We start from the raw sequence: 25,105 nt of genomic DNA, 5'->3' as shown, positions 1-25,105 counted from the left end.
CTACTCGGCCGCGGTCGCGGCAGCGCGGGCGGCAGCGGCGCGCTTGGCGATCCAGGCATAGAACGCCGGCATCCCCTCGCCGGTCTTGGCCGACACCGTCAGCACCTCGATCTTCGGATTGACCCGGCGGGCGTATTCGATCGTCGCCGCAAGGTCGAAATCGAGATGCGGCAGCAGGTCGATCTTGTTCAGCAGCAGCAGATCGGACGCGGCGAACATATGCGGGTATTTGAGCGGCTTGTCCTCGCCCTCGGTGATCGACAGCACCGCCACCTTGTGCGCCTCGCCAAGATCGAACGCGGCGGGACAGACCAGATTGCCGACATTCTCGATGAACAGCAGGCCGCCCTGCATCGGTGGCAACTGCTCGAGCGCGTGGCCGACCATATGGGCGTCGAGGTGGCAGCCCTTGCCGGTGTTGATCTGGATCGCCGGTGCGCCGGTGGCGCGGATCCGCTCGGCGTCGTTGGCGGTCTGCTGATCGCCCTCGATCACCGCAATCGGATGTTGATCCTTCAGATCGGTGATGGCCTTCACCAGCAGCGTGGTCTTGCCGGAGCCGGGACTGGAGACGAAATTCAGCGCGAAGGTGCCGGCAGCCGCAAAGCGGGCGCGGTTCTCGGCCGCATAGCCGTCGTTCTTGGACAGGATATCGCGCTCGATCTGCACCACGCGTGCTTGCGTCAGGCCGGGGACGTGCACGCCGGCGATGCCGCCGCCGAAGTCGATGCTGCCCGACGCGGCCGGATGCGTATGGTCATGATCATGGTGGTGATGCGCATGGCTGTGGTCATGGTCATGGCCATGACCGTGATCATGATCGTGATGATGGTGATGCTCATGATCGTGGCCGTGGGAATGATCGTGGCCGTGACCGTGCGCGTGATCATGGTCGTGATGGTGGGCGTGGCCTTGTGCCTGCCCGGGGGCCACGCTGGCGTCTCCGCATCCGCAAACCGTGCACATCAATCGACCTCCAATTCCTTGATCCGCAACTCGTCACCCGCCGTGACCTGCAATTGATAGCCGCCGCAGTCCGGACACGGCTCGGCCCGCTGCGTCAGCGGCACCGTCTTGGCGCAGCTCATGCACCAGGCTTCGCCCGGCACGGTGATCACCTCGAACCGCGCCTCGGCGGCGATCCCGGCATGCGCGACCGCCGAAAAGCAGAACCGCATCGCCTCCGGCTCGACATGGCTGAGCGCACCGATCTCGACCCAGACGGTCCGCACCCGCGCAAAATTCTGCGCGCGCGCCTCGCGCTCGATGATCTCGATCAGCCCTTCGCACAGCGACATTTCATGCATCGGCGGCCTCACGCAACGTAACGTCGTAGCCGACGCAAGGATCGAAGGCCGCGACCAGCGACACGACGCGTTGCCGGTCGGCCTCGGTGACATGCAGCGGCGCGCCGATTAGCGCGCGGGCGAGGGGCCCCTGCGGATGGAAGTTCCACTCGGTCGGGGCGAGAATCTCGTAGCGCGCGATGCGGCCGTCCGAATCCAGCGCGATCAGATGATGCAGCCGCCCGCGCGCGCATTCGACCGCGCCGAGCCCGACACCCTCGCCGAGCCGCGTCGCCTGCAGGATGGCGGTAGCATCGGCGTCGCCACGGCGCAGCGCGTGCAGAAGCCGCGGCGTTTCGCGCGCTTCGATCAGGCGTGCAAGCAACCGGCCCGTAAGGCCGATGCCGACAGAGCGGATCAGCGGATGATCCGCGAGCCGCGCCAGCGCGCCGGTCTCGGGCATGCGGCCGGCAAGATCGGGCCGCGCCGCGAAGGAGGCGCCGCGCTGCAGGAGCTGCTCTCCGACGACGCAGTCATCGTCGGCATTGAGCGGATCGATCGCGATCGCGGCGAAGTCGGACTCCGGAGCTGGAGTCGCGGGCGCTTGGCTTTGGGGAGACGCCCCCTCGCGCCGGCCCTCTGCCCGCACGCCGGAAGAGGGAGCGCGGGCGCTGTGCGGAGGGGCGAGCGGCGAGCCGGAGGCGAACCAGATGCCGTAGGCGTCGGCATCCTCGAAATTGTGCTCGGACAGCCCGAGCGCGTCGAGGCCGTGCGCGAGGGCGTCGATCGCCTCCGCATCCAGCGCGCTGCGGCCGTCGAACCGGCGAGCGGCGGCGATCAGCTCACGAAGCTGCGGCGCGAAGGTCGGCGGCCGATCGCCGGCGAACGTGGTGATGGAGCCGCGCAGCAGTTCGATCAGCCGTTCGGCCAGCACGGCGCCGGCCTGCGCCGCCATCTGCTCCGGCGGCACGGTTTCGCCGCGCGCGGCGGCGAGCGCGCAGCTTGCGGCGGCGCGTTGCGCCGAGGCGCACAGCGCGAACAGCCGCGGCACCAGCGCCACGACCCCGTCGGCCGGCTTGCCGAACGCCAATCGGCCGACGCCGACCGGACGGCGCGCGCTGATCTCGAGCCGCGCGACGCGCCCCTGCGCCAGCTCCGCGCTGACGGCAATGCGATCCTCGCGCGGCAGGGCGTTCATGGCCGCCGCTCCGTCAGGGCGCCGCGCAGAAAGCGGCGACGGTCGAGCGCCGGGGCCGGCTGCGGGACCGCGGCGGCTTCGGGCGCGGCATCGACAGCGAAATCCGGATCGAGCACCGCCGCGAGCGCCGCCAGCGCGGTGCTCTCCGCGATCTGCTGATCGGCGAAGCCGAACATCGGCGACGCCAGCGAACAGCTCTCGATCACGCCGAACCCGTCGAGCACGCCGACGGTAAAATCCATCACCCCGGCCGGCATCGCCCGCGCCACCGTCGCGCCGGGGCTCACTTCGGCGCCGCGATCCGCTGGCACCCGCACCAGATTCATGAACCACGGCGTCACCACCACGCCGAGCGCGGAATCGCCGAGCGCGCGGAAGCCGATCGCCGCGACCGCGAGCGCCGGATTGTAGATCGGCAGATCCCGCATCGCGCGATCGGCGATGCGATACACCGCGGCGAGCGCGTCGCCGGTGGCGCGCGCCTCGGTATCGCGATCCGGGCCGGGCTCAGCGGTCATCGTCCACCTTGAGGAATTTGCTCGGCGGCGCGTCGCAGGTCGGGCAGCACCAATCCTCCGGCAGCGCGGCGAACGGCGTGCCGGGCTCGGCGCGGCCGCGGCTGTCGCCCTCGGCCGGGTCGTACACCGTCCAGCACACGCCGCATTCCATCCGCGCCTGCGAGTCGGCATCGACCCGCCCGAGATTTTCGAACTTGGTCATGCGAAATACGCCTCGATGATGTCGCCGATCCGCTCCGCCGAATCCTGAAAATCCTCGTCGGCCGCGCGCACCGCCGTCGGCACGTCGCCGACCTCGATGGTGTCGAGGATCGGGGTGTCCATCGCGTTGAGATATTGCACTGACCAGACGTGACGGGCGCCGGTCGCCAGCACGCGGCAACTGCCGTAGCCGCGCGAATACAGTTGGATCGGCCCGCTGCCGAGCGTCGCGACCAGATGCTCCATGTCGGCGGGATTCATCGGCAGCAGGGTGAAGTTGATGATGTGCGAGGGTTCCCCGGCACGGTGCGCCGCCATGCGCTCGCTGATTTCGGCGAGCACCGGCATCACGTTCATCGCGCCCGCGGGCGGCTCGGTGATGGCGATCTCGGCTGCCGGGAAGTCCAGCGCGGCGCGCGCGGCGATCTCGGGGACCGCACCGATCTCCAGATAGTCATAGGCGCGCTGGCCGGCGTCGCCCTCGATCCGCACCCGCCACAACCCGGCGAACACCGATTCCTGGATCTGCGCGACGCGGCGATCCGGCAGCGCGACGATGCCGGAGACTTCGCCCTCGCCGAGCACGTCGGCGAGTAGTTTGCGCTCGGCTTCGTCCAGCCCGTCGATCCGCACGCGCGCCGGCGGCGCATCGGCACGCTGCGCCGCGAGCGCCTGGCGGAGCTGGGCAAGAAGATCGGCGAGCCGCGGGCACTGCTCCAGCAGCTCCGCGCCGCTGCGGGTGGCGAGCGCCGCGATCGTGCCTGCCCCGGTCAGGCCGCGCCGTTCGCCGCCGTCATGGCCGACCGGCAGCACGAGCATCTCGATATCGTCGCCCCCCTCGACGCTGGTGTATCCTACTCTCATGCCGAAGCCTCCTGCGCGAGGATGCGAGCATCGGCGTCCAGCAGCACATTGATGCGCGCCAGATAAACCGACCAGTCCTGGATCTTGGAGATGGCACCGAGGCTGCGGCCCGGCCGCGCCAGCGCGATCCCAGGACAGACCTTGACGCCGAACCGCGGCATCAAGGCTTCCTCATCGCCGGCAGCGATCTCGGCGCCGACCAGCCGGCCGGCAAACGCGGTGATCAGCTCCGGCAGCACCACCGCGATATCGCTGGCTTCCGGAAACCGCGCGGTGTCACCGCGAAAGAACAGCACGGTGATTTGGCCCGATGCGGCGGCGATGAAATCGTCGACCGTCGCCTGATCGACGATCGGCAACGCGTTGTTGCGCGCGGCGGCGTGCGCGAGCGGAGAGCCCATGTTTCCTCCCAGTCCCGATGTCTCTCATCGGTCGTGACTTGCTTGACCGGATATTCAGCAAGCCATGTGCCAATCGATCTCACCATGCGGCGGAGCCGATTTTACCGTCAAACCGGGCGATTTCAGACCAATCCGGCGGAGTGATCGAGCCAGATGAAAACATGATTTTCGGAAACTGGATATTTAATTTCCGCACGCCACCGGCGCTGCGGCGCGGCCGAAAGTCTGGCTGCCCCCCCCATTTGGCAGCCCCTTGAAACGTCGATGCCCGCGACGAGCGCGGGCATGACCAGGGATCAAAGCTGAACTGCAGACCTCAGTGCCGCTCGGTCCGCAGATGCGGCGGCAGTTCGGGTTCGCGATCGATCAGGTCGGCGAACAGATGTTCGAACGGACGCCCCTCGATTGCCGCGGCGAGGCCGTCGAGCGCATCGTCGATCTGCTGCGCCTCGTCCAGATCGAGCTTCCTGATCGCGCTGTCGATGAACACCAGCAGCCGGTCGCCGATCGCGACCTCGCCGATCAGCGCGGTCGAGACAAGGCGCTGCTCGGCGCGCCGCTCGCACAGCGCGGACGCGCCGTCGGTACTGATCACGGTCATCGGGACGCCGACGCACATCGCAACGATGCCCCGGCGTTACAGTGGCAGCGCCAGGGCGACCCCGGCGAGCGCAATCGCGCCGCCGGCCAGCCTGAACGTCGGCAGACGCGAACGCAATCCGCCGAGCGCGAGACCCGCGCCGTGCAGCAGCGCAGTGGCGGCGACGAAGCCGACGCCATAGGCGAGCGGCGAAGCCAGCGCCGGCATCTCGGCGCCGTGCGCGGCCCCGTGGAAGACGCCGAACACCGCCACCACGGCGGCGGCTGCGCCCGTCGGCACCCGCACCGCCAACGCCACCAGCACGCCGAGTGCAATTACCGACAGCGCGATCATCGGCTCGACCGCCGACAGTGCGAGGCCGCTGGCGCCGCCGATCGCACCGAGCGTCATCAGCGCAATGAAACTTCCGGGCACCAACCAGCGCGCCCGGCCGCCGAGCGACGCTGCCCACAGGCCGACCGCGACCATCGCCAGCAGATGATCGAGGCCGAGAAACGGATGCGCGAAGCCGGCCGCCGCGCCCTCGGAGGTCATCAGGTGAACGCCGGTATGCGCCTCGGCGAGGCCGGGCACACACACGGCAAGGCTCGCCAGCGCAGCGGCGCGGATCAATCGGGTCATGACGTTTCCTCCCTCATCCCTGGACTGTGGTCGTCGCCGGATCGGCGCGCCGTTCGTAGCTGTCGTGATCGATGTCGTGGCCGAGCAGGCCCTGCGCCGGATCGAGCGGGACCTTGCGCGGCGCGACCGCGACGCCCCATTCGCCGAGAACGTCGCACGCCAGTGCCAGCGCATCGGCGATCCGTGCCTTCACCGGCGGCGTCAGCGCGCCGCCCCAATCTTCGAGATCCTGCGGCTGGCAGCCGATCAGCGTCAGCCGCTGCGGTGCCGCGCCGAGCAGATCGGCGGCGCTCAGCACTTCCTGGAAGCCGGTCTGGTGCAAGCTCATCTTCTTGGCGCCGGTGAATTTCGGCACCTCGTCGCCGTCGATGCGCTTCAGCGTGCCGGGCGGCAGGCCGTAGTCGATCGCGTCGAACACCAACAGATGATCGTGCTCCTGCAGGAAGTTCACCAGATACAGCCCCTGGGTGCCGCCATCGAGCACCGTGACATTGTCCGGCACCTCGAAGCCGCGATGAAACGCCTCCACGGCACGCACGCCGAACCCCTCGTCGGCCCAAAGGATGTTGCCGATGCCGAGGATCAGGATGCGGGGCGACTCTGCACTGCGGTCCATTCGTGCCATGGCATCATCCATGTATCAGCCTCCAATTCTGTCATTGCGAGGAGCGAAGCGACGAAGCAATCCAGCTCGGTGCACTGGACTGGATTGCTTCGCTTCGCTCGCAATGACGGGGTAAGGACACGACGTGCGGCCTCAATCCGGCAGATCGTCGCGGAACAGGCGCTCGCCGGAAACCATCGACGAGATCATGCTCTGGCGGCTGAGGATGTCTTCGCGCACCGCGGCGTAGATGTGGATGATGACGAACACCACGATCGCCCACATTCCGAGATGATGCAGGGTGTGCAGCGTCTGGCTGGTGAAGATCGAGAACATGAAGCCGAACATCCTGTACTGCCAGCTGTCGATGCCCTGCCCCTCCGAATACAGCGCCATGCCGCTGACCATCATCAGCACCAGGAACACCATGAAGGAGAACATCGCCATGTGCGCCAGCGGATTATGGCCGATGTACTTCTTCGGGTCCTTGACCAGGAACGCGTACCATTTGAACTCGTACAGCATCCCCCACCACCAGGTCTTGTTGGTGATTGGCAGCAAGAAGAGCTGACGGGAATATTTGTTGCCGACCAACGCCCAGTAGACTCGCATCAGGAAGAACACGATCAAGAGCTGCCCGGCGGCGAAATGCACGAACCGGATATAGCCCATCTGGAAGTTGGCAGACGCCTCGCCCGGCACCGAGGGCGGCGGCGTGCCGATGAAGTAGCCGGTGACGCACAGCGCCAGGATCAACAGCGCATTGACCCAGTGCCACAGCCGTACCGGCGCCTCGTAGACATAGACGGTCTGGAGCGAGCGCGCGCGTTCGCCGGCCGAATCGAGCGCGCCTTGGACCCGAGCAATCTCCGTGGTCATCGTCTGTTCCTCCGGCTGGCGCTCAGCGCACGGTGACCTTGCTCATCTCGCGGCCGTCCTCGCTCATCACATGCGTCGAACAGGCGAGGCACGGATCGAACGAATGCAGCGTCCGCAGGATCTCCAGCGGCTGGTTCGGATCGGCCATCGGAGTGTCGAGCAGCGACGCCTCGAACGCGCCGATGCCACCCTTTGGATCGCGCGGGCTGCCGTTCCAGGTGGTCGGCACCACCGCCTGATAGTTGTCGATCTTGCCGTCCTTGATCTTGACCCAGTGGCCGAGCGCGCCGCGCGGCGCCTCGGTGAAGCCGACGCCCTTGACGTCCTTGGCCCAGGTCTCCGGCTTCCATTTGTCGACATTGGCGGTCGAGCTGTCGCCGGCCTTCAGCGTGGCGATCAGCTTATCCTGGAAGTAGCGGAGCTGGTGCGCGGCCCATTGCGCTTCCAGCGCGCGCGCCGCGGTGCGGCCGAGCGTCGAGAACAGCGCCGTCACCGGCAGCCCGAGATCCTTCAACAGCTTCTCGGTCGGCTCCTTGAACTCCGCCTTGTTCTGCGCGTAGCCGATGATGTAGCGCGCCAGCGGGCCGACCTCGACCGCGTTGCCCTTCCAGCGCGGCGACTTGATCCAGGAGTATTTCGCCTCCTCGTCGAGCGCCTCGATCCGGGTCTTGGTGCCCTTCGATTTCGGGCCGAGCTCGTAATGCGGCACGGTGACGCCGTCCCACGGGTGCAGGCCCTTGGTCTCGTCCGGATATTTGTACCAGGAGTGGGTGACGAACTCCTGCACCTGATTGGGATCGGCGAGATCGATCGGCAGCACTTCTTTGAGATTGCCGTTGAGGATCACGCCGCGCGGCAGCTTCAACGATGCGTCCGAGTAGTCGTTGGCGTGTTCGGGGATGTCGCCGTAGCTCATCACCGATTTGCCCGACAGCCCGCCGCCGTAGGTCCAGTCCTTGTAGAACGAAGCGATCGCCTGCAGGTCCGGCAGATAAACCTGGTCGACGAAGGTCACCATCTGGTCGATGATCGACGAGACGAGATTGAGCCGCTCCATATTGATGGCGCCGACCGCGCCGGTGCCGTCGATGTTGATGGCGCACGGCACGCCGCCGACCAGCCAGTTCGGATGCGGGTTCTTGCCGCCGTAGATGGTGTGGATCTTGACGATTTCCTTCTGGAAATCGAGCGCCTCGAGATAATGCGCCACCGCCATCAGATTGGCTTCCGGCGGCAGCTTGTAGGCGGGGTGGCCCCAATAGCCGTTCTTGAACGGACCGAGCTGGCCACTCTCGACGAACTTCTTCAGCCGGGTCTGCAGATCCTTGAAATAGCCCGGGCTCGACAGCGGCCACGACGAGATGCTCTGCGCCAGCGTCGAGGTCGCCTTCGGATCGGCCGACAGCGCCGACACGATGTCGACCCAGTCGAGCGCGTGCAGATGATAGAAATGCACGACGTGATCGTGCACCTGCAGCGCGAGCTGCATCAGGTTGCGGATGGTGTTGGCGTTCTCCGGGATCTTGATGTCGAGCGCATTCTCCACCGCGCGCACCGAGGTGAGCGCGTGGGTGCCGGTGCAGACGCCGCAGATCCGTTCGGTGAACGCCCAGGCGTCACGCGGGTCGCGGTTCTTCAGGATCACCTCGATGCCGCGCCACATCGTGCCGGTCGACACCGCGTTGCGGATCACGTTGTTGCTGTCGACATTGACCTCGACGCGCATGTGGCCCTCGATCCGGGTCACCGGATCGACCACGACGCGGCGGCCGGCATTGTCGAGCTTGAAGCCGTTGGGAGTGGTGACGTTGGTCATGATGCTGCTGATCCCGACTTAGGCCGACGCGCCGTTCGAATTGCCGTTGGATTTGCCGTTACCGTTCGGCACTTCCTTGTGCCGGGACAGGTTGCGCACGGTGGTCACCGCGGCATGCGCCGCGATCGCGGCGCCGACCACACCGGCCGCCGTCGCGCCGATCTTGTCGGCATTGGCTTCGATGCCGAACTGATTGATGGTGGTGAGCCGGTCGTAGAACGAGCCCTGATCCCAGAAGCCGTCTTCCGAACAGCCGATGCAGCCGTGGCCGGACTGGATCGGGAACGACACCCCGCCGTTCCAGCGCACTGTCGAGCAGGCGTTGTAGGTGGTCGGGCCCTTGCAGCCCATCTTGTACAGGCAGTAGCCCTTGCGCGCGGCGTCGTCGTCCCACTCCTCGACGAACTGGCCGGCATCGAAGTGCGGCCGGCGGTAGCATTTGTCGTGGATGCGCTGCGAGTAGAACATCTTCGGCCGCCCCTGGCGGTCGAGCTCCGGCAGCCGGCCGAACGTGGTGACGAACGTGACCACGCCGGTCATCACTTCGGCGATCGGCGGACAGCCCGGCACCTTGATGATCGGCTTGTTCTTGATCACCTTGTCGATCGGGGTGGCCTGGGTCGGGTTCGGCTTGGCGGCCTGCACGCAGCCCCACGACGCGCAGGCGCCCCAGGCGATCACCGCCATCGAGTCCTCGGCCATCTCCTTCAGCTTCTCGACGAACGGGCGGCCGCCGTCGATGCAGAACATGCCGTCTTCATTGAGCGGCGGATTGCCTTCGACCGCGAGGATGTACTGACCTTTGTACTTCTGGCGGGTCTCCTGCAGGATCGCATCGGCCTGATGGCCGGCAGCCGCCATGATGGTGTCGTCGTAATCGAGCGAGATCATCGACAGCACCGCATCCTTCACCAGCGGATGCGCCGAGCGGATGAAGCTCTCCGAGCAGCAGGTGCATTCCAGCCCGTGCATCCAGATCACCGGAATGCGCGGCTTGGTTTCGAGCGCATTGGCGATCTGGCTGGAGCCGATCGGGCCGAGTCCGAGGCTGGTCGCCGTCAGGCTGCAGAACTTGATGAAGCTTCGGCGGGTGATGCCCTGCCGCCTGATAACCTCGTAAAAGGTTTCGGTCGCTGCGCCCATGATGGCTCCTTGGTGTCCTCGCCGCGTGCGAAGTCTGTGTCGGCTTCGCTGTTCGAGAGGTGTTCGCAAGAACCATGCCAGTGGGGCTCAGCCGTTCAGCTCAGCGCGCAAGTGTTTGAAAGCGCCGGTAAAGATACGAAGTTCGCGCGCCACGCGATCCACGCGCGGGGCGCCGCAGGTGATAAGCCGGTTGCGATGCTGATAAGCGCGTGACCGCAGGCGATGCGCGCGATCGGCCTTAGTGTGCGGTGCACACCATGCAGGGATCGAACGAGCGCACGACGTGCTGCACCGCGACAGACTTGGCACCTTCGTCGCCGACCTCGGTGCCCGCGAGCGCCTGTTCGAGCGGACCGGCGACGCCGCCCTGATCGCGCGGCGAGAAATTCCAGGTGGTCGGCGCGACGATCTGATAGCGGCGGATCTTGTCGCCCGACAGATCGATCCAATGGCCGAGGCTGCCGCGCGCGGCTTCGATCAGGCCGACGCCGGCGCCTTCGCCGCGCCGCTCGGCGCGCTGCAGAAACGGCGCGCGCAGATCGAGCCGGCGCGCCCAGCCTTGCATCGCGCATACGATCTTGGCCGTCTCGAGCAGCCGCGCGATCACCCGGTTGGTGACGTTCGGTCCGGTGCGCGCGACGAGATCGCGGATCAACGCATCGCCATGGACCGCCTGCCGCGCCAGCGCGCCGACCTCGACCGGGCCGCCCGCATAACGCGGCGCCTTGCACCAGCTATAGCCCGCCGGCTTGTCGGCATCCGGCTCGGTGTCGGCCTCCGCCGGCCGCAGCGCGGTGTCGCGCATCCAGGCATGGGCGACATCTTCGGAAATCGCCTCCGGATCGAGCGCGGCGACGCGCCCCTCCACCGGATCGAACACGCCGCGTGCGAACAACGACGCCGCTTCCTCGTGATAGGCACCATAGCTCATCAACGGCAGCGCGATGCGGCCGAGCCGGTCCAGCGCCAGATCGTCGGCGACACCGAGGAAACGGGCGAAATCGCCGCCACGCCCCTCGCGCCAACTGTCCAGCGCCGCGGCGCTGTCGAGTGCCAGCACATTGTCGAGATTGTCGGCGAACACGTCGCGCTCGAGAAAGTCGCGGACGTCGCCGATGATCGAGAACAGTTGCACCCGCTCGCCAAGATCGATCGCGCGGGTGGTGCCGCCGGGCTGGAACGCCAGCGAGTGCGGCCATTTGCCGGCGAGCAGCCCCATGATCTGCAGCAGCCGCGCCCGCGCCGGCAGCATCGCCTGCGCGGCGCTGCCGCGCACCGCCTTGAACCGGCCTGCGATCTCGCCGTGCCAGGGCCGCGCCGCGTAAGCGTCGCGGGCGCAGTCGGGCATGAAGAACAGATAGAAGTGGGTCAGATGATCGGCGATGTTTTCGGCGGCATGGCACAGATTGGCCGCCAATACGCCGTTCTCCGCCGCGTGAATGCCCTCGGCGGCGCGCAGCGCCGCGACCGCGGCGAGCGACTGCGACACCGAGCAGATGCCGCAGATCCGCGGCGCCAGCGTCAGCGCATCCAGGGTGGGACGGCCGCGCAAAATCTGCTCGAAGCCGCGATACAGCGGCGCGGTGACTTCCGCCGAACTCACCACGCCGTCATCGATGTCGAGCCGGACTTCGAGATCGCCCTCGACGCGGTTGAACGGCCCGACCGTGACGCGCCGTGTCATTTGCGGCGTCCGCCGTCGGTGCGCGGCGGCACGATAACGTGGTCGGAGGTGGCGTTGGCGCGCACCCGCTTCGGCGTCGCCGATTTCGACAGCGCCGCCAGCGCCACGAACCACGCCTTCGGCATGTCGAGCGGCAGCCCGACCGGAATCCCGCCGAGCTTGGCGGTCTCCAGGAAGTTCTGCGCGCTCTCGAAGCCGGGCGAGGTGCAGGCGATGCAGGCCATGCCACCGCTGGTGCAGGAGCCGTTGCCGTTCCAGCCGCGCTGGTTGCAGTCGCCGACCGCCTGGGTCGCCTTGCAGCCGAGATGCTCCATCATGCAGCCCTGCTGCGACAGCTCCTCGGCGCTGGCCTTGAATTCGTAATACTCGTTGCGAGCGCAGCCGTGATGGGCGAGGTGATCGGCATAGAACCGCGGCCGGCCGAAATCGTCGAGCGCGGCGCCGTCGACGCCGCCGAGCGCCAGCGCCGCCAGCGTCTCCGAGATCCACCCCGGATGCGGTGCGCAGCCGGCGATGTTGATCACCGGCAGGCCGGCGCGCGACCGGAACCCGGCGCCGAGCGCGCCGCCGGCCTCGGCCCCCGCATATTGCAGCCCGCTGGCGTCGGTGGGATTGGTCCCGGCCATCGGCACGCCGCCGAACGCCGCGCAACTGCCGGCGGCGACCACATAATCGGCGCGCGGCGCCAGCGTCGTCACCCAATGCAGCATCGAGCGGCCGGTGCCGCCGAGCATGTTGAACCGGCCGGTGCCGTTTGGCCCGCGCAGCACCGAGCCTTCGAGCACCAGCGCGTCGAGCCGCTGGGTGCCGGCCACGATCCGATCGAAGATCTCGACCACCTCGTCCGCGGTCGCCTCGCTCAGCGACGGATGCCACAGCAGATCGATGCCGAACCGCGCCAGCTCGGCGAACCAGCCGGAGGTGCCGTTATCGAGCGCCGCCATCGTGCACCCGCCACAACTCCCGCCCTGCAGCCACAGCACATTGAACGGCTGCATGCTCGAAGCCTCCCGCTGAACGTCCCCGACCCGTTTCCCGAATTAAGCCAAGTTCGACCAAGCCGGCAAGCGAGGCCCGGACGAACCGTTCCGCCGGGGCGGGAGGGAAGCGATGGACGCGGGACGGGAGGGAAGCGCCAATTCCGTGGTCCGACGGGAGCGCCGCCGTCTGGACGATGACGATATGTTTGCAGATCATTTCTGTGCAAAATGATCTGCAAACAGATCTTTCTTGATTTGCCGCAATGATCCGTTTAAGGATCAATCGAGTCCATTTTGATCCGTAAACAGATCATGACATCGACACCATCGCCATTGCTCAAGGAGTTGGGCGAGCGCCTTCGTAGCGCCCGGCTGGCCGCTGGCCTGTCGCAGGAGGAGATCGCCGCTCGGGCCGGTATCAGCCGCCCGCGCTATCGCGACATCGAGACCGGTGTCGCCGCAGCGCGCGCCACCAGCCTCGTCAACATCGCACGCGCCCTGGGCCTCGAGATGATGCTGATCCCGCAGGCGATGGTACCCGCCGTGCAATCGATGCTGCAGCCCGGCGACGACGATGACGATCGCCCCGCCTTCACCTCCGACATCGAGGACGAGGCATCACTATGAAGCGCGTCGCCTTCGCCACCGAACGAATTCAGTCGCTCGACATCTGGTTGAACGACCTTCTGGTCGGCACCCTCGTCCGCACGCCGGGCGATTACCACGCGTTCAACCTTTCGGCGGCGTATCGCAGCATGAACGATCCGCCGGTCCTCAGCCTATCGCTGCGCTCGGCGGACGGCGGCCTTCGGCGGGACGCCAAGCCGGTGCGCGGAGCCTTGCCACCGTTCTTTGCGAACCTGCTGCCCGAAGAAAAGCTACGCGAGGCGATGGAACGGCATCATGCCGCGTCGGTGAGGCCGGGAAACGACTTCGATCTTCTGGCCGCGCTCGGTACCGACCTGCCAGGAGCGGTGCGAGCGCTGCCGAGCGACAGCCCTGCTTTAGCGGCCGATCCAGAGCTTGCGGGAGCGAACAGAGCGCGCTTCTCGCTCGCCGGCGTTCAGATGAAGCTCTCGGTGATGAAGAACACCGGAAAGGGCGGGGGGATCACGCTCGCCGTCGACGACTCGCAAGGGCAACACATCGCGAAGTTTCCCTCGCTCACACACATTGGAGTTTCCGAAAACGAGTTTGCGATCCTGGCGCTGGCCGATGCGCTCGGGATGGCCGTGCCGGCGCGCGAACTCGTCGAAAAGACCGAGTTCGCCGGCATCCCGGAAGAGTTCAACACCATGTCTACCGGGAAGGTCCTGCTCGTCCGCCGCTTCGACCGCGGCACTGACGGCACACGCGTGCATATGGAAGACTTCGCGCAGGTGTTCGGCCGCTATCCGTCGGAGAAATACATAGGCGCCGCTTATCACAACATCGCTGCGGCGCTGAGCAGCGGCGTCTCGCTGGATTCCGCGATGGAATTCGTTCGCCGCCTCGCATTGGTCGCGATCACCGGCAACGGCGACATGCACCTGAAGAATTGGTCTCTACTCTATCCCGGGGACGGCCAGACGCCCGAACTGTCACCGCTATACGACGTACTTTCGACCATCCCCTATCTGCCGAAAGACGCGCTGGCGCTCAGTCTCGCCGGCGAAAAATCGTTCAAGGCGCTAACACCGGACCGCTGGCGCAATTTCGCAAACCGCAGCCGCCTCCCGGAAGGAGCCGTGCTCACAGCCGTGGCCGAAACCGCAGCCGCCGCGCACGACAAATGGTCGACCCTGCCGGAACGCGACGTTGTCCCAACACCGATCCTCGCGCGGATCGATGCGCACATCGATGAGATGGCGTCCATACTGAATCCGTAGATTCCGCTGCCGTCACGAGATCGATGGCGGCTTGCCTATCATGCGGCTTCGCTGTCTCGCGTGTCGCATCGCGCATAACGTCCAAAACAGAGCATATCGAGTTTGTCTTCAGACCGTGGTGGGGAGCGGATCGGTTCCCTCGCTCAGGATGGCAAGATACCGCCTATAACTAAATACGCGACCTCGTTTGCGCCCAGTGATTTCCTCGACGATGCCGGCTCGCTCCAGATCGGCGAGTGAGGCATTGACCGTGGGGGCGGAGAGACCGGTCTTCTGAACGAGCCGGTTGGCCGTCAGGTAGGGGGTTTGCTGAAACAGATCATGGATACGCAGCGCGGAGCCGGCCCGATCACTCTCCGTCGCAATCCGTTCGCGGTCTTCCTTGAACAGATCGACGATGCGGGTAGCAGCATCGAAGGCCTGATTGGCCGTGTCCGCAACGCCAGTGAGGAAGAAGTCCAGCCACGCTTCCCAGGCCCCGTGCTCACGCACCTCCTGGAGCAGACGATAATATTCGGCACGATGCGATTTCAGATAGAGGCTCAAATACAGCAGCGGCTTACGCAGCACGTCATTGACGCACAGGTACAAGGTAATCAGCAGGCGGCCGATCCTGCCATTGCCATCGAGGAATGGGTGGATGGTCTCAAACTGGACATGCAGCAACCCGGCCTTGATGAGGGCGGGCAGACGTGATCCCTCCTCGTGCATGAAACGCTCGAGTGCATCGAGACAGGCGTCCATCTCGGTTGGCGGCGGCGGCACGAAAAGCGCGTTGCCCGGGCGCGTACCACCGATCCAGTTCTGCGACCGCCGGAATTCGCCTGGATTCTTCGTGCCGCCACGCCCGCTCTGCAACAGTCGTGCGTGCATCTCACGGATCAGGCGCAACGAGAGCGGCAATTCCTCCAGCCGTTCCAGCCCATACATCATGGCATCGACGTAGTTCGAGACTTCACGAACGTCGTCGATCGGCTGGCCCGCCTGCGCCTCGGTCTCGAATCGGAGCAGATCCGATAGGGTCGACTGCGTCCCCTCGATCTGGGACGAAAGGACCGCTTCCTTCCTCACATACATATAGAGGAACAGCTCCTGCCGCGGCAGCAGCATTGTGACACCGTCCAACCGCCCGAGAGCACGTTCCGCCAGCCCCAGCTTTTCCAGCAGAGCCAGTACGTCGATAGCAGGCTCTGGCGGCAATGAGGGCGGCACGAAGGCGCGCACGATTTCGCCGGCAACGGGCGTCTCGACAAAGCGGCCCAGCCGAGGATTGGGGGCTGATTCTGACATGCCCCCATTATGCGGCCGGATCGTTATTTAAACAATTGCCGCTTGGCTTAAATAAAGAAGGGACTAAGGTAAGTTCCCTTAAATAGCGAAGCCACCCTCACTGACCGGTAAAAGACCGCGTAGCTCTCAAACAGACCTCCCCCCCTCGGCGGGTCAACAGGCAAAAATCTCTGAAAAGACGAGAGGTGACGAAGGCTTTTACCGCCAAGCGCCGTCGTTACGACGTTCTGACGCAGAGAGTCCCTGCCCAGCTCAGCGCGTGGGGTCGTAACTATTGCGGAGTGCAGATGGCAATCAGCGAATTGATGGCGCGCCCGAAAGGATTCGAACCTCTGACCCCCAGATTCGTAGTCTGGTGCTCTATCCAGCTGAGCTACGGGCGCGTCTGCCGCGGGCTCGCGGGGCGTGGTGCCTGGAGCCGCTGGCGTTCCGCAGCGGCGAAGCGCTGCGAAGGCCGCCATAGCTAGCGGCTCCGATCCGGATTGGCAAGCGCCGCGGATGCTCTTTTCTGACGGATCGACGACGACGCCCGCCGCGCGGCGATTCCGGCCGGGAAAACCCGCCGGCATCGGCACCGGGTGAGGCCGCACAGTGCGCGGCAGCGTCGGGAATGGCGGCGCCGGATCGCGGCGGCGCCGGTTTTCGGCCCAACGGGGACGATTCCGCGCGGTACGGCGGCCGGGTTCGAAGAGGCCGCGCCTTGGGTCAGGCGCGGGCGCGTTCGTTGCGCAGGCTGTGCAGATCGACCGGGCGATCGGGAATCGAGATCCGGAAGGTGGCGCCGATCGTGCCCTCGACCAGATTGATCTCGCCGCCATGAGCGCGCACCAGCTCGGCGGCGATCGCGAGGCCGAGGCCCGAGCCACCGGCCCGCACCGAGCCGTGGAACGCCTCGAACAGATGGTCGCGCGCCTTCTGCGGCACGCCGGGGCCGGTGTCGGACACCTCCAGCACCGTCACCGAGCCTTCGCGGCGGCCGGTGATGCGGATCTGCAGCGGATTGGCGTCGCCGCGCGGCAGGATTTCCAGCGCCTGCGCGGCGTTGCGCACCAGATTGAGCAGCACCCGGAACAGTTGGTCGGGGTCGGCATCGATGGTGAGGCCGCGCTCGATCGCGCTGACCCAGGTGATCGCGGCCTCGTCGGCGAGCCCGGCGGTTTCGCGGACGTCGTTGACCAAGGGCTCGATCAGGATCGAGCGGCGGTCCGGCGCCGCCTCCTGGGCCCGGCCATAGGACAGCGTCGACTGGCAGAACGCGATCGCCCGCTCCAGCGAGCGCACCAGCTTCGGCGCGAACCTTTGCACCCGCGGGTCCGGCACGCTGGAGAGCTGGTCGGACAGAAGCTGCGACGACGCCAGCAGGTTGCGCAGATCGTGGTTGATCTTGGACACTGCGAGGCCAAGCGCGGCGAGCCGGCTCTTCTGATGCAACATCGACACCAGATCGCGCTGCATATCGGAGAGTTCGCGCTCGGCCAGCCCGATCTCGTCGCCGCGCGGCCCCGGCACCACGATCGAGGCCGGGCTTTCCGGATCGCGGCGGAAATTCACCATATTGGCAGTCAGCCGCCGCATCGGCCGCACGAACAGGAAGTGCAGCGCCAGATAGATCAGCGCCGTGGTCAGACTGGTGATGGTGAGCGACACCAGCAGCAGATTCGACGAGAACCGGTACATCGCGTTGCGCAGCGGCGCGGCGTCGATCACCACCTCGATGAATTCGGCATTGCCCTCGGCCGGACCGATCACGCGGATCGCCGGATTACCGCTCTCCAGCATCACCACGAAGGAATCCAGGATCGCCCCCCACGGCGTGACGTGGCGCATGTCGACGACGTGATCGACCTTGGTCGGCAGATCGGAACTGGCGAGCAGCCGGCGCTGCTGGCCCATCTTGATTGCCACCGCGCGCGCTTCGATCGAATCGAGAATCTGCTTGGCGAGCGAATCCGGCACCCGCCCGGAGGGCGAAGCGTCCAGCACCAGCGCCGCCGTATTGGCGGCCGCCAGGCGGTCGTTCAGCCGATTCAGCCGGTAATTGGCGATCGACGGCACGTAAATCAGGATTTCGGCGATCAGGATCAGCGGAATCGTCAGCAGCAAAAGCTTGCCGGACAGCCCGATCTTGGGCTCCAGGCCGCGCCGCCAAGCATGCGTCTCCGGCTGTCTGTCTGTGGTCTGCACCGAACCTCGCTCTCGGCCCCGCTCCTCGCAGCCCGCATCGGGCCGGATTCGCGACATCGTCTAAAGTCAAGATGCTCCTTCGCCGGATAGAGGTCAAATTACCGTTTTCTCATGCGTGATCGCGGCCCTGGCGGGGACGGCAGCACAGGGCGCCGAGCACGGCTTCGACACCGTCGATGCGGTGACGGGTGCAATTGACGAAAACAGGACGCTCCCGTATAAGCCGCGCCAACTGTCCGCGATGACCCGGCTCTGCCCGGGGCGGTTCATTTTTGGGCTGCATCCGGCTCATCTGTGGGCCGGCATCACCGGGCTTACCCACCACTGATGACTAACTGACCCGGTGAATAACTGACCCGGCAACGGAGAACGACCCGTGAAGCGGACTTATCAACCCAGCAAATTGGTGCGCAAGCGCCGTCACGGCTTTCGTGCCCGTCTCGCCACCACCGGTGGTCGCAAGGTGCTGGCGGCGCGCCGCGCCCGCGGACGCAAGCGTCTGAGCGCCTGAGCGGGCTTGCCCGGGACCTGTTGATGGAGCGGTTACGGCAGCGGGCGGATTTCATCGCCGTTGCCGGCGGGCTGCGGATCAATGGGCCTGCCTTCGTGCTGCAGAGCCTGCGCCGCGAAGACCAGGGCCCGATCCGGGTCGGCTTTACCGTAACCAAGAAAATCGGCACCGCGACCGAACGCAATCGAATTCGACGCAGACTGCGCGAATTGGTGAAGCGGACGGATCGCGGTTTTCTGCTGCCGCACAGCGACTATGTGCTGGTCGGACGCCGCGCGGCATTGAGCCGCGACTTTGCCGTCATGCTCGGCGATCTGCGCTCCGCGCTCGAGCGACTGTCGCGGCGATCACCCAAACCTGCGTGAGTGACGAGACCCGACGATGTCCGACAATCGCAACACCATTCTCGCCGTCGTTCTGTCGGGCCTCGTGCTGCTCGGCTGGCAATACTTCTTCAACATCCCGCAGATGGAGAAGCAGCGCGCCGCTCAGCAGGCTCAGCAGTTACAGCAGCAGGCCGCGAAGCCCCAGGACGGCACCGCGCCGGCCGCCACGACGCCGGCATCGCCCGGCGCACCCAGCGCCGCTGCCCCGTCCAGCCCGCAGCCGTCGGCCGCCCCGACCGTGAGCCGCGAAGCCGCGCTCGCCGCCGCCCCGCGGGTCAAGATCGAGACCCCGCGGTTGGCCGGTTCGATCGCGCTGAAGGGCGCCCGGATCGACGATCTGGCGCTGACGCAATATCGCGAGACGGTCGATCCGAAGTCGCCGCCGATCGAGCTGTTCTCGCCGTCGGGCAGCGATAAGCCGTATTACGCCGAGTTCGGCTGGGTCGGCGCCGCGGGCGCCAGCGTCAAGCTGCCCGACCAGAACACGGTTTGGACCCAGGAAAGCTCCGGCGCGCTGACCCCGGCCAGCCCGATCACCCTGAAATGGGACAATGGCGAAGGCCTGACCTTCCGCCGCCAGATCGCCGTCGACGACCGTTATCTGTTCACCATCAAGGACGACGTCACCAACACCGGCGGCGCTCCGGTGACGCTGTATCCGTTCGCGCTGATCTCGCGCCACGGCACCCCGCACGTCGAAGGCTACTACATTCTGCACGAAGGCCTGATCGGCTATCTCGGCGAGCACGGGCTGCAGGAATACTCCTACAAGAAGATCGACGAAGCCAAATCGGTGAGCCTCAAGGCCACCAATGGCTGGCTCGGCATCACCGACAAGTACTGGGCCTCGGCGCTGCTGCCCGACACCAATGCTCAGCTCCAGGCGCGGTTCTCGGCGAGCCAGACCGGCAAGGTCACCACCTACCAGACCGACTATCTCGAAGACGCCCGCACCATCCCGATCGGCGGCACCGCCACTGCCAACGCCCGGCTGTTCGCCGGTGCGAAGGAAGCCCGGGTGGTCGGCATCAACTTCCCGTTCGCCGGGCTCGGCGGTTACGACCGTCAGCTCGGGCTGAACCACTTCGACCTGCTGATCGACTGGGGCTGGTTCTACTTCATCACCAAGCCGATGTTCCTGGCGCTCGACTTCTTCTTCCACATGGTCGGGAATTTCGGCGTCGCCATTCTGCTGGTCACGGTGCTGGTCAAGCTGCTGTTCCTGCCGCTCGCCAACAAGTCCTACGCCTCGATGGCGAAGATGAAGGCGATCCAGCCGCAGCTCGCCGCGCTGAAGGAGCGTCACCCCGACGACAAGGTGAAGCAGCAGCAGGAAATGATGGAGATCTACCGCAAGGAGAAGATCAATCCGGTCGCCGGATGTCTTCCGATCCTGCTGCAGATCCCGGTGTTCTTCTCGCTGTACAAGGTGCTGTTCGTCACCATCGAAATGCGGCACGCGCCGTTCTTCGGCTGGATTCACGACCTGTCGGCGCCGGATCCGACCAACATCTTCAACCTGTTCGGCCTGATCCCCTACGATCCGACCGCGATCCCGGTGCTCGGCCACTATCTGGTGCTCGGCGCCTGGCCGCTGGTGATGGGCTTCACGATGTGGTTCCAGATGAAGCTGAACCCGCAGCCGCCGGATCCGACCCAGCAGATGATCTTCGCCTGGATGCCGGTGATCTTCACCTTCATGCTGGCGCACTTCCCGGCCGGTCTGGTGATCTACTGGGCCTGGAACAACACTCTGTCGGTGGCGCAGCAGGCCTTCATCATGCAGCGCAACGGCGTGAAGGTGGAGCTCTGGGACAATCTGAGAACCAGCTTCGCCAAGAAGAAAAAGCCGACCTGACCTCTTCATTCCGGGGCCGCGCCTCAGCTCGGGCCCCGGAATTCGACGTCTGGTGTGAAACGAGATTCCGGGTTCGCCGCTGCGCGGCGCTCCCGAATGACCTCAGTACTCGTTGCGAGCCCGGAGCCGCATGACCGACACCATCGATCCCGATCTGATCGAACGCGGTCGCAAGATGTTTGCGGGCGACTGGCATTTCATCTGGGCGTCGCCGTCGATCGAAACGCTGCCGCCGATGGGCAGTGTCGAAATCGCCTTCGCGGGCCGTTCCAATGTCGGAAAATCCAGCCTGATCAATGCGCTGACCGGGCGCAACGCGCTGGCCCGCACCTCCCATACGCCGGGCCGCACCCAGGAGCTGATCTTCTTCGAAGGTCCGCCCAATGCCGGGCTGCGGCTGGTCGACATGCCGGGCTACGGCTACGCCGCGGCGTCGAAGGCCAAGGTCGCGTCCTGGACCTCGCTGATCCATCATTTCCTGCAGGGCCGCGCCACGCTGGCGCGGGTCTATGTGCTGATCGACGGCCGCCACGGACTGAAGGACGTCGACCTCGACATCCTGAAGACGCTCGACAAGGCCGCCGTCAGCTACCAGGTCGTCCTGACCAAGGCCGACCAGGTCAAAGCCGCCGAGCTCGCCGAGCGGGTGACCGCCACCGTCGCGGCGCTGGCGAGGCACCCGGCCGCGTTCCCCGAGGTGCTGACCACCTCGTCGCGCACCGGCGCCGGCATGCCGGAACTGCGGGCGGCGATGATCCGCCTGCTCGACGAGCGCCGCTGATGACCGCCGCCCTGCGCCTGCTGATCGCGATCGCCGGGCTGTACGGCGCCGCCGGCGTGGCGCTCGCCGCCGCGGCCGCCCATGTGCCGGACGCCGGCCGGCTCGGCCCGGCCTCGTCGATGCTGCTGTTTCACGCCTGCGCGATGGCCGCCGCGGCGCTGCTGGTCGAGCGCGGCCTCGCCCATCGGATCCCCGGATTGGCCGCGAGCTTCGGTTTCGTGTTCGGCACGGCTCTGTTCGCCGGCGATCTGTCGCTGCGGCAGTTCGCCGGCCACAGCCTGTTCCCGATGGCGGCACCGACCGGCGGCACGATCCTGATCGGAAGCTGGCTGCTGCTCGCGGTCGCCGCGCTGTGGCCGCGCCGCGGGGCCTGACCAGCACGCGCGGCCTCTAGGATCGGCCGTGCCGAAGTGCTAGCGATTTGTCCCGCCGCAACGGCTTCGAAATTGCTCGTTCAGATCGTCCCTTCAGTTCGAAAGACCGCTTCATGACCGACGTGCCCGTCATCAGCCCGCTCGATCAGGCTCGGATTCTGTCCGAGGCGCTGCCGCACATGCAGCGCTACGACGAGGAAACCATCGTCATCAAATACGGCGGCCACGCCATGGGCGCCGAGGACACCGCCAAGGCGTTCGCCCGCGACATCGTGCTCTTGGAGCAGACCGCGGTGAACCCGGTCGTGGTGCACGGCGGCGGACCGCAGATCGCGCAGATGCTCAAGCGCCTCGGCATCAAGTCGGAATTCGCCGCGGGGCTTCGCATCACCGACGCCGCCACCATCGAGATCGTCGAGATGGTGCTGGCCGGCTCGATCAACAAGCAGCTCGTCGGCTACATCAACGAGGCCGGCGGCAAGGCGGTCGGGCTGTGCGGCAAGGACGGCAACATGGTGTCCGCCACCAAGGCGACCCGCACCATGGTCGATCCGGATTCGCGGATCGAGGAGGTGATCGACCTCGGCTTCGTCGGCGAACCCGAAAAGGTCGACCTGACCTTGCTCAACCAGCTGATCGGCCACGAGCTGATCCCGGTGCTTGCACCGCTGGCGACCTCGGCGTCGGGCCAGACCTTCAACGTCAACGCCGATACCTTCGCCGGTGCGGTCGCCGGCGCGCTGCGGGCCAAGCGCCTGCTGCTGCTGACCGACGTGCCGGGCGTGCTGGATCAGAACAAGAAGCTGATCCCCGAACTGTCGATCAAGGACGCCCGCAAGCTGATCGCGGACGGCACCATCTCGGGCGGCATGATCCCGAAGGTCGAGACCTGCATCTACGCGCTCGAACAGGGCGTCGAAGGCGTCGTCATCCTCGACGGCAAGGTCCCGCACGCGGTGCTGCTCGAACTGTTCACCAACCAGGGCACCGGCACACTGATCCACAAGTGATGCGAGGCGGCGGCGATAACATCCGTCATGGCCGGGCTCGTCCCGGCCATCCACGTCTTTCCGGCGGTTCTCTCAGCAAGACGTGGATGCCCGGCACAAGGCAGGGCATGACGGGGTGGAGATCGCGCGCCCTCGCCACCCTTGTCACCACCCTCGCCCTTACCTCCGCCGCACACGCCGACCTCAAGCTCTGCAACCGCATGAGCTACGTGGTCGAGGCGGCGATCGGGGTGGATTCGAGCGGCACCACGGCGACGCGCGGCTGGCTGCGGATCGATCCGGCGCAGTGCCGCGTGGTGCTGCAGGGCGCGCTCAACGCCGACAAGATCATGCTGAATGCCCGCGTGCTGCCGCTGTACGGCGCATCGCCGCTGCCGCAGAACGGCACCGACCGGCTGTGCGTCGCCGAGGACAATTTCGTCATCGCCGCCGCCCGGCAATGCCGCGGCAACCAGACGCTGGCCGCCTTCACCGAGATCAAGCCGACCGACACCGAGGACGGCAACAAGATCGCGTATCTGGCCGAGGACTCCGGCTACGACGACGAGCAGGCCAAACTCGCCGCGATCCAGCGCCTGCTGCTGATCGCCGGCTATGAGGCCTCGCCGATCGACGGCGTCGACGGCCCGAAGACGCAAGCCGCGCTGTCCGCCTTCCTCAAGAGTCGCGGACTGAAGCCGGACATCGTCGATGCGCCGGATTTCTTCGACGTGATGATCAAGGCGGTGCAGCAGCCGTCCGGCAGCGGGCTGACTTGGTGCAACGACACCAAGTACAAGATCATGGCGGCGATCGGCGAAGACGACGGCAAGACCGTCACCAGCCGCGGCTGGTACGGCGTCGCGCCCGGCGAGTGCCTGCGCCCCGACCTCGGCGCTCAGCCGAAACGGGTGTTCAGCTTCGCCGAAGCGGTCGATGGCAGCGGCCGGCCGGTCGCCATCAAGGGCCGTGCATTGAACTGGGGCGGCGGCACCACGCTGTGCACCCGCGACAGCAAATTCGAGATCGGCGAACAGGGCGACTGCGCCGGGCGCGGCCTCGCCGCCACCGGCTTCGCACTGGTCGATCTTTCCGGCGGCAAGACCCTGAGGTTCTCGGCACCATGATGCAGCTCGGCAAACGCGGCTTCGACCACGTCGAGACCTGGGTGTTCGACCTCGACAACACGCTCTACCCGCATCACCTCAATCTATGGCAGCAGGTCGACGCGCGGATCCGCGACTTCGTCGCCGATTGGCTGAAGGTGTCGCCGGAAGAAGCGTTCCGAATTCAGAAGGACTACTACAAGCGCTACGGCACCACGATGCGCGGGATGATGACCGAGCACGGCGTCCACGCCGACGATTATCTCAGCTATGTCCACGCCATCGACCATTCGCCGCTGCTGCCGAACCCGGCGATGGGCGATGCGATCGAACGGCTGCCGGGGCGCAAGCTGATCCTGACCAACGGCTCGGTCGCCCACGCCGGCAAGGTGCTGGAGCGGCTCGGCATCGGCCATCATTTCGAGGCGGTGTTCGACATTATTGCGGCCGAGCTGGAGCCGAAACCGGCACCGCAGACCTATCGCCGCTTCCTCGACCGCCACGGCGTCGACCCGGCCCGCGCCGCGATGTTCGAAGACCTCGCCCGCAACCTCACCGTGCCGCACCAGCTCGGCATGACCACAGTCCTGGTCGTCCCCGACGGCAGCCAGGACGTGGTGCGCGAAGACTGGGAACTCGAAGGCCGCGACGCCGCCCATGTCGACCACGTCACGGACGATCTGACGGGTTTTTTGAAGACGCTGAGCGCCGCGAAGTAAGGCACCGCGCCTCCCCACTAACGACGTCATCGCCCGCGTAGGCGGGCGACCCAGTATCGCAGAGCGCTCGCGCTCCTTCCGTCCATAGCCCTGGGATACTGGATCGCCCGGACAAGCCCTACGAGATTCACACATCTGGCCTTAGCTTCCAGCCTGCGAGCATGGCTCTGAGGGATTGGAGGCCGTGGAGGATCACGATGGGGCCTGGCTTGCCGTAGTAGCCGGTCCATCCGCCAAGGCGGG

The 25,105-nt window shown here is 66.2% G+C and carries 28 protein-coding genes and 1 tRNA gene; 11 read left to right on the top strand and 18 right to left on the bottom strand.

The window, feature by feature from the left end; translation table 11 throughout:
• From hypB to DY468_RS12590, 15 genes are all read right to left on the bottom strand, one after another.
• A complete protein-coding gene (gene hypB / locus DY468_RS12660) occupies positions 1–966 on the bottom strand; it encodes a hydrogenase nickel incorporation protein HypB (protein WP_164605160.1) in 966 nt (321 codons plus the stop codon).
• Positions 966–1,307 carry a hydrogenase maturation nickel metallochaperone HypA gene (hypA, locus tag DY468_RS12655; RefSeq protein WP_164605159.1) on the bottom strand — a complete coding sequence of 114 codons (342 nt, stop codon included), beginning with the start codon at positions 1,305–1,307 and terminating at the stop codon, positions 966–968. The genes hypB and hypA overlap by 1 nt, the downstream gene beginning before the upstream one ends.
• Positions 1,300–2,484, bottom strand: a complete 1,185-nt coding sequence (locus tag DY468_RS12650) for a nickel-dependent hydrogenase large subunit (RefSeq protein WP_164605158.1) — start codon at positions 2,482–2,484, stop codon at positions 1,300–1,302. The genes hypA and DY468_RS12650 overlap by 8 nt, the downstream gene beginning before the upstream one ends.
• Positions 2,481–3,002: a [NiFe]-hydrogenase assembly chaperone HybE gene (hybE, locus tag DY468_RS12645; RefSeq protein WP_164605157.1), complete on the bottom strand. Its 522-nt coding sequence runs from the start codon at positions 3,000–3,002 to the stop codon at positions 2,481–2,483. Before hybE ends, DY468_RS12650 begins: the two co-directional genes overlap by 4 nt.
• Positions 2,992–3,204 (bottom strand): rubredoxin, encoded by a 213-nt coding sequence (locus tag DY468_RS12640; RefSeq protein WP_164605156.1) that lies wholly within the window; start codon positions 3,202–3,204, stop codon positions 2,992–2,994. The genes hybE and DY468_RS12640 overlap by 11 nt, the downstream gene beginning before the upstream one ends.
• Positions 3,201–4,067 (bottom strand): hydrogenase expression/formation protein, encoded by an 867-nt coding sequence (locus DY468_RS12635; RefSeq protein ID WP_164605155.1) that lies wholly within the window; start codon positions 4,065–4,067, stop codon positions 3,201–3,203. The genes DY468_RS12640 and DY468_RS12635 overlap by 4 nt, the downstream gene beginning before the upstream one ends.
• Positions 4,064–4,468: a thioredoxin domain-containing protein gene (locus DY468_RS12630; RefSeq protein WP_164605154.1), complete on the bottom strand. Its 405-nt coding sequence runs from the start codon at positions 4,466–4,468 to the stop codon at positions 4,064–4,066. The genes DY468_RS12635 and DY468_RS12630 overlap by 4 nt, the downstream gene beginning before the upstream one ends.
• A gap of 316 nt (positions 4,469–4,784) precedes the next feature.
• Entirely contained in the window at positions 4,785–5,087 is a 303-nt protein-coding gene (locus tag DY468_RS12625; RefSeq protein ID WP_164605153.1) for a HypC/HybG/HupF family hydrogenase formation chaperone, read from the bottom strand.
• Positions 5,088–5,105: 18 nt separating this feature from the next.
• Positions 5,106–5,690 (bottom strand): HupE/UreJ family protein, encoded by a 585-nt coding sequence (locus DY468_RS12620; protein ID WP_164605152.1) that lies wholly within the window; start codon positions 5,688–5,690, stop codon positions 5,106–5,108.
• A gap of 13 nt (positions 5,691–5,703) precedes the next feature.
• Entirely contained in the window at positions 5,704–6,306 is a 603-nt protein-coding gene (locus tag DY468_RS12615; RefSeq protein WP_164605188.1) for a HyaD/HybD family hydrogenase maturation endopeptidase, read from the bottom strand.
• Positions 6,307–6,447: 141 nt separating this feature from the next.
• Entirely contained in the window at positions 6,448–7,173 is a 726-nt protein-coding gene (gene cybH, locus DY468_RS12610; protein ID WP_164605151.1) for a Ni/Fe-hydrogenase, b-type cytochrome subunit, read from the bottom strand.
• Between the two features lie 22 nt (positions 7,174–7,195).
• Complete coding sequence (locus DY468_RS12605; protein ID WP_164605150.1) at positions 7,196–8,989, bottom strand: nickel-dependent hydrogenase large subunit; 1,794 nt, start codon at positions 8,987–8,989, stop codon at positions 7,196–7,198.
• Positions 8,990–9,007: 18 nt separating this feature from the next.
• Entirely contained in the window at positions 9,008–10,132 is a 1,125-nt protein-coding gene (locus DY468_RS12600) for a hydrogenase small subunit (protein ID WP_164605149.1), read from the bottom strand.
• Between the two features lie 238 nt (positions 10,133–10,370).
• Positions 10,371–11,816 (bottom strand): nickel-dependent hydrogenase large subunit, encoded by a 1,446-nt coding sequence (locus DY468_RS12595; RefSeq protein ID WP_164605148.1) that lies wholly within the window; start codon positions 11,814–11,816, stop codon positions 10,371–10,373.
• Positions 11,813–12,814, bottom strand: a complete 1,002-nt coding sequence (locus tag DY468_RS12590; RefSeq protein ID WP_164605147.1) for an NADH-quinone oxidoreductase subunit B family protein — start codon at positions 12,812–12,814, stop codon at positions 11,813–11,815. Before DY468_RS12590 ends, DY468_RS12595 begins: the two co-directional genes overlap by 4 nt.
• 294 nt (positions 12,815–13,108) lie before the next feature.
• Here DY468_RS12590 and DY468_RS12585 point away from each other — a divergent pair, with 294 nt between their 5' ends.
• Together DY468_RS12585 and DY468_RS12580 are read left to right on the top strand one after the other, a co-directional pair.
• On the top strand, positions 13,109–13,423 hold the full coding sequence (locus DY468_RS12585) for a helix-turn-helix domain-containing protein (RefSeq protein WP_164605187.1): 315 nt from the start codon (positions 13,109–13,111) through the stop codon (positions 13,421–13,423).
• Positions 13,420–14,664 carry a type II toxin-antitoxin system HipA family toxin gene (locus DY468_RS12580; RefSeq protein ID WP_164605146.1) on the top strand — a complete coding sequence of 415 codons (1,245 nt, stop codon included), beginning with the start codon at positions 13,420–13,422 and terminating at the stop codon, positions 14,662–14,664. Before DY468_RS12585 ends, DY468_RS12580 begins: the two co-directional genes overlap by 4 nt.
• Before the next feature lie 108 nt (positions 14,665–14,772).
• Here the strand turns inward: DY468_RS12580 and DY468_RS12575 are convergent, their stop codons facing one another.
• The 3 genes from DY468_RS12575 to DY468_RS12565 all read right to left on the bottom strand — a co-directional run bounded on the left by DY468_RS12575 (position 14,773) and on the right by DY468_RS12565 (position 18,138).
• Positions 14,773–15,954, bottom strand: a complete 1,182-nt coding sequence (locus DY468_RS12575) for a Fic family protein (RefSeq protein ID WP_164605145.1) — start codon at positions 15,952–15,954, stop codon at positions 14,773–14,775.
• 306 nt (positions 15,955–16,260) lie between these two features.
• A tRNA-Arg gene (locus DY468_RS12570) sits at positions 16,261–16,337 on the bottom strand.
• A 322-nt stretch (positions 16,338–16,659) separates the two neighbouring features.
• A complete protein-coding gene (locus DY468_RS12565) occupies positions 16,660–18,138 on the bottom strand; it encodes a sensor histidine kinase (RefSeq protein WP_164605144.1) in 1,479 nt (492 codons plus the stop codon).
• 115 nt (positions 18,139–18,253) lie between these two features.
• Between DY468_RS12565 and DY468_RS12560 the strand changes: the two genes are divergently transcribed.
• From DY468_RS12560 to DY468_RS12520, 9 genes are all read left to right on the top strand, one after another.
• Positions 18,254–18,466 (top strand): hypothetical protein, encoded by a 213-nt coding sequence (locus tag DY468_RS12560; RefSeq protein WP_164605143.1) that lies wholly within the window; start codon positions 18,254–18,256, stop codon positions 18,464–18,466.
• 48 nt (positions 18,467–18,514) lie between these two features.
• Positions 18,515–18,649, top strand: a complete 135-nt coding sequence (gene rpmH / locus DY468_RS12555; RefSeq protein WP_006609582.1) for a 50S ribosomal protein L34 — start codon at positions 18,515–18,517, stop codon at positions 18,647–18,649.
• A gap of 23 nt (positions 18,650–18,672) precedes the next feature.
• Positions 18,673–19,014, top strand: a complete 342-nt coding sequence (rnpA, locus tag DY468_RS12550; protein ID WP_164605142.1) for a ribonuclease P protein component — start codon at positions 18,673–18,675, stop codon at positions 19,012–19,014.
• A gap of 16 nt (positions 19,015–19,030) precedes the next feature.
• The gene (gene yidC / locus DY468_RS12545; RefSeq protein WP_164605141.1) at positions 19,031–20,893 is read left to right on the top strand and encodes a membrane protein insertase YidC; all 1,863 of its coding nucleotides are present in this window, start codon (positions 19,031–19,033) and stop codon (positions 20,891–20,893) included.
• A 130-nt stretch (positions 20,894–21,023) separates the two neighbouring features.
• On the top strand, positions 21,024–21,674 hold the full coding sequence (gene yihA, locus DY468_RS12540; protein WP_164605140.1) for a ribosome biogenesis GTP-binding protein YihA/YsxC: 651 nt from the start codon (positions 21,024–21,026) through the stop codon (positions 21,672–21,674).
• On the top strand, positions 21,674–22,048 hold the full coding sequence (locus tag DY468_RS12535; RefSeq protein WP_164605139.1) for a DUF423 domain-containing protein: 375 nt from the start codon (positions 21,674–21,676) through the stop codon (positions 22,046–22,048). The genes yihA and DY468_RS12535 overlap by 1 nt, the downstream gene beginning before the upstream one ends.
• A 113-nt stretch (positions 22,049–22,161) precedes the next feature.
• Positions 22,162–23,058, top strand: coding sequence for an acetylglutamate kinase (gene argB, locus DY468_RS12530; RefSeq protein WP_107342826.1), 897 nt, complete (start codon positions 22,162–22,164; stop codon positions 23,056–23,058).
• Between the two features lie 86 nt (positions 23,059–23,144).
• Positions 23,145–24,164, top strand: a complete 1,020-nt coding sequence (locus DY468_RS12525) for a DUF1036 domain-containing protein (RefSeq protein WP_164605138.1) — start codon at positions 23,145–23,147, stop codon at positions 24,162–24,164.
• A complete protein-coding gene (locus DY468_RS12520; RefSeq protein ID WP_164605137.1) occupies positions 24,161–24,862 on the top strand; it encodes a pyrimidine 5'-nucleotidase in 702 nt (233 codons plus the stop codon). Before DY468_RS12525 ends, DY468_RS12520 begins: the two co-directional genes overlap by 4 nt.
• Positions 24,863–25,105: the final 243 nt, after the last annotated feature.

This window comes from Rhodopseudomonas sp. BR0M22, from assembly GCF_010907035.1.
In the GTDB taxonomy this organism is placed as follows: Bacteria; Pseudomonadota; Alphaproteobacteria; order Rhizobiales; family Xanthobacteraceae; genus Rhodopseudomonas.
Note: the sequence above shows the minus strand (reverse complement) of the source record. Positions and strands in the feature narration are given on the sequence as shown.